General features: G+C 57.3%; 4 protein-coding genes. 3 read left to right on the top strand and 1 reads right to left on the bottom strand.

Annotation, left to right across the window (positions count from 1 at the left end; all coding sequences use genetic code 11):
- Positions 1-440 (top strand): NUDIX hydrolase (locus tag E2K76_RS19960; protein WP_342773664.1); only part of this gene is annotated, 440 nt, incomplete at its 5' end.
- A 159-nt stretch (positions 441-599) separates the two neighbouring features.
- Here E2K76_RS19960 and E2K76_RS19955 read toward each other — a convergent pair.
- Positions 600-1,079, bottom strand: a complete 480-nt coding sequence (locus E2K76_RS19955; protein WP_169053414.1) for a PRC-barrel domain-containing protein — start codon at positions 1,077-1,079, stop codon at positions 600-602.
- A gap of 805 nt (positions 1,080-1,884) precedes the next feature.
- Between E2K76_RS19955 and E2K76_RS19950 the strand changes: the two genes are divergently transcribed.
- Positions 1,885-2,388 (top strand): hypothetical protein, encoded by a 504-nt coding sequence (locus E2K76_RS19950; RefSeq protein WP_136686184.1) that lies wholly within the window; start codon positions 1,885-1,887, stop codon positions 2,386-2,388.
- Between the two features lie 1,520 nt (positions 2,389-3,908).
- Positions 3,909-4,157 carry a DUF2382 domain-containing protein gene (locus E2K76_RS19945; RefSeq protein ID WP_220432323.1) on the top strand — a complete coding sequence of 83 codons (249 nt, stop codon included), beginning with the start codon at positions 3,909-3,911 and terminating at the stop codon, positions 4,155-4,157.

Below are 4,157 nucleotides of genomic sequence, written 5' to 3'. Positions count from 1 at the left end.
GGACATTTGGGTTCGGGAGCGGAGAGCATGCTGGTATGAGCAATCAAAGAGACCTTCATCAGTGTGCGGCGCTATGCTGGCGGGATACAGGTTCGGACGTAGAAATCCTGCTGATAACCAGTAGGGACACCGGTCGTTGGGTCATCCCGAGGGGCTGGCCGATGGACGGCAAGACGTTTTCAGAAGCTGCGGCCCAAGAGGCGTGGGAGGAGGCGGGCGTCAGGGGTGTGGTTCATCCCATCCCCCTTGGTCGGTATAGCTACTGGAAACCCCAGCTGCACAAACATCTCGACGTCTCGGTCTTTGCTCTGAACGTCAAAGAGGTTTTATGCAGCTTTCCTGAACGCGGGCAGCGCGAACGGATATGGCTGCCGCCCTCAGGTGCCGCTGCGAAGATTGCTGAGCCTGCCCTCGCCGCAATGATCGCCGACTTCCTATGAAAAGCCCGCGGCTCGCGTCCGATCGTCTGCTGACGATCAATCACCCTCACGATTGCTGACGAGTGTGAGACTTACTACTGCCGGCTAATCAGCTAATCCACTAATCAGAGAAAGAAGAAGCGCGGCGATTGCCGCGCTTTCCGAATTCATTATGTGAGATTACTGAACTTCGGGCCATTCGAATTCCGGGGCGCTTTCAAGAAGAGCGCGATCCGACGTCAGGACGGTGAAATAGTCATTCGGCGAGTCTCCATCGCGAATGACCACCAGCTCGTCCATCGAGATGGCGACAGTCTTCTCGCCCAGGCCGAGGAAGCCGCCGATGTCGGTCAGCACGGCCTTGACCTGACCATCTTCACCGATGACCAGATCGCTGATCTCGCCGACATCATCCCAGTCCTGATCGACTTCGGTCATTTCCGCGTTCGCGTCGACTTCAACTTCCGACACATACAGGCGCTTGCCGATGAATGTTTCTGCAGACTTATCGCCGGTCGCGAGGGTGTAATTATAGCCCCTCCCCGAGGTATCAGCAGGGGCCGCTGCCGTCGGCTCGGTCGTCGCGGTCGTTGCCGTCTGAGCAACAACAGGGGCAGCGAGCATGGCGACAATAGCGGTGGAGGTGAGCAGTTTAATCAATTGAAGTCTCCCAAATATCATCCCGGCGTCAGCCGGCTGCGGGGATAACGGGCGGATATCATCTTAAGTTCCTTCCTATGGCCCCTGCATGCTACCCTAGAGAGCGTCATTTGGAGCGGTTCACCTTACTATTCTGCAGCGCAGCGAAAGCTAGCAATGTCCCATCCACTACTTGCTCAGCCGCCATCGCGGGCCGGGCAGCTTTGAGAGCTCAAAGGTGACACTCATTACGTCTTCCCGGCTGCAGTTGCAGCGAACTGTCGCAGCAATTTCCCACTCTACGGCTGCTGCAGCAGCAGCGCCCGTAGATGTGGGCCATTTGGCTTTGCCAACATAAATTCGCTCGTCGTCCCTCCGACAAAAAACAAGCGGCGGCAAGAGGTCCTGCCGCCGCTGGCATCGCCAGACTTCGGCAATAATAAAACTCACCACAAAAACTCAGTTCACTCGCAACAGGCCTTCGGTGTTGGCCGAGAGATGTCCCTTTATCGCTTAAGGGACGGGGCAGGCAAGGCGCATCCTGCGCGAACATCTCGCGGTCTACTCGCTTGAAATCGCCTAATTTTAACGTTTGAGGAAGATGGATTTGCGGACATGTCTCTTCAGATAGGTGGTGGCGGGGCTCGTTTGATCGCTTAGGCGAAGGCAGACCCCGGTTACGCGTCTGCTTACGACAGCAGACAGATAGTTCATCGCGTTGTCATATAGTTAGCCCGAGCAATGCAATTTTTAGTTGTTTTCTGCGCTGCGGCACTACTGTTGCCTCGCCAGACTACCGGCAGTTTTCAAAAAATCAGAGGCACAGATGAAGGCACTAGTAACGGCCCTCGCGGTCATCGCGGCACCCACCATCGTAACCGCCGCTACCATCTCGCCAGGGAGCAATTTTGGCACCAGCTTCCAACTGACTGAAGGTGGCTACGTTAGCTACTCATTCACCGCGTCTGAAGCACTGAGCGTCAGCGAGATCGCGGTCGCTGGCACAGGTTTTTCGAGTGCCGGCCTCGACAGCGTCGCGTTTGGTATCGTCGGCAGTGACCTCAGCTATGGCTTCGATATGATCGAGGCAGGTTCCGATCCGGATACTTTCGCCGCGATTGGTTTCATTGACGGGTTCACCGCAGACATCGGCGAAACCTTCGCAATTTATTTCACAAAGAATGCTGGCGTGAATAATGCGAGCATGGCGGTGTCGTTCGAGACCGCCGCGCTAGAAGCGCCTGCTCCAGTTCCGCTTCCTGCTGCCGGCGGTATGCTGGCACTTGCCCTCGGCGGCATGGGCTTCGCAGCACTCCGCAAGCGTCGCTGACGCTGGTTTGACCCCCGAGCGTAGCTTGGGGGTCAGCTACTCCTATGAACCAGAACTCCAGAGCCATCATACCACGCAAAAAAATCCGCCCTTTAGGATAGCCTGCGCTTCAGAGTCTTGCCTTTCGCTAACATTCGGGGCGAAGACGAGGGCGCGACTGGTTCGGCGCACGGAAGCCGCGCAATGCGTGCGCAGGCCACATTGTCCCCTCTCGCAATAGGATCTGCGTCTTCGAGCAGGAACAAGCGATCGCTCCCCGTAACCGCTGCCCGTTGGCGCCCCCCTGCAGCCCAGCACGATGACGTGAGTTGCCATGCGCACAAGCGGGCACATTTAGGATGACCGGCCTGGGAGCGTCACGCTTTGGCTCAAGACTATAAGACACTTGATCTTGCCGTGACTCTGATGGAGGTCGAACTTCTGCCAGCCTCGACGATACCGGCCGTCACTCGCGTCAGGGATCAACTCATCAAGGGACATCGCATTTCGGAGGATATTGCCTCTCTATGCCCAAAGGTAGCCTATCAGCGCTATCTTGACGGGATGAAATAGACCCATCCGCCCCTTGACCGTTTGGGGTATCGTGCCATTTGCAGGCAGCATTACTCAGTTCGGTTTGTTACCATGTTGCCGGCGTCGCTGTGCTCGCAGCCGCTGGTGTCTTTGGTGCCCTGTTGTCTTGTCGCGCTGGAACGCCAAACGCCTGGCCCAACTCGACGTCAGGAACATCGCCGCCTCCCGCCTGTCATTTTTTCCTTGGAGATGGGGAGGGGATGATGCACGGATACTGGGTCGTGCCGATTACGTTCAAGATAAGGCCAGGACTTCCAATCACGCTCGGGGGACCGACAGATGCAATGTCTTTCCCGAGAGGGAAATGGATATGGCCAATCACGGACGCGTCGATTCACGCAATGGCCGTCTGTGAAGCTTCCATGGACCGCGAAACTGATACGGCGGAGCCATCTTATGCCCCTGTCAGGCAGGCGCTTCTGACAGCGGGGATGAAGGCTTGCTAGGCAACGCCCGGGGCAAACCCGGTCGGCGCGCCGATCATGCCCATGCGGAACACCTATCGCAGATCAGGAACGTCACGCTCGTGCGCGTAGGCCGATTTGATGAGTTTATGTCTGCTGTGGTCTGGCTCATCCATACCCCCCGGTAGGCTTTACCCCCGCAGCAGGTAAACCACCTGCTCCCGATTTCTGAAGCTTACAAGCGGTATATTTTCGCAAAACACCCGGCTCGGCTGGGAACATTTCTGAAGGCCATGAGGTGCGAACCCACCCGGCTGGTTGTGTCAAAGCTGCTGCCTTGGCGTATCCCCGCCGAGCGCGTCTAGCGCCCTCGGGCGCTTGGAACGTCCTGCTCTTCAGACGGTTCACCACGGCTTTTCCAATGCAGGATGCCATGTCCGAACCGCCTAGACCCGAAGTTTTACCTCTCGTCGAGGAAACGGCTGAACTGACCAAGCAAGCCCGCCTAACAGGTCGGGTTCGTGTTTCGACGGNGGTCGAAGGATCGACGCCGCACCGGAGGTCAGGGTCGAGGGGGATGTGACGATCATTCCGGTCGTGGAAGAGCGCGTGGTGGTGACGCGGGAATTGTATCTTCGAGAAGAAATCCATGTTCGCCGCGTCCACCGCACGGAGACGGACGAAATCCCCGTCACGCTAAGGCGTCAAACCGTCCGCATCGAACGCAGTTCGATCGAGGACCGGGATGACGAAAGCCCTATCAAGCACAAGGATGACCAAGATGAGCTATGA

The organism is Falsirhodobacter xinxiangensis (genome assembly GCF_004959935.1).
Taxonomy (GTDB): domain Bacteria; phylum Pseudomonadota; class Alphaproteobacteria; order Rhodobacterales; family Rhodobacteraceae; genus Falsirhodobacter; species Falsirhodobacter xinxiangensis.
Note: the sequence above shows the minus strand (reverse complement) of the source record. Positions and strands in the feature narration are given on the sequence as shown.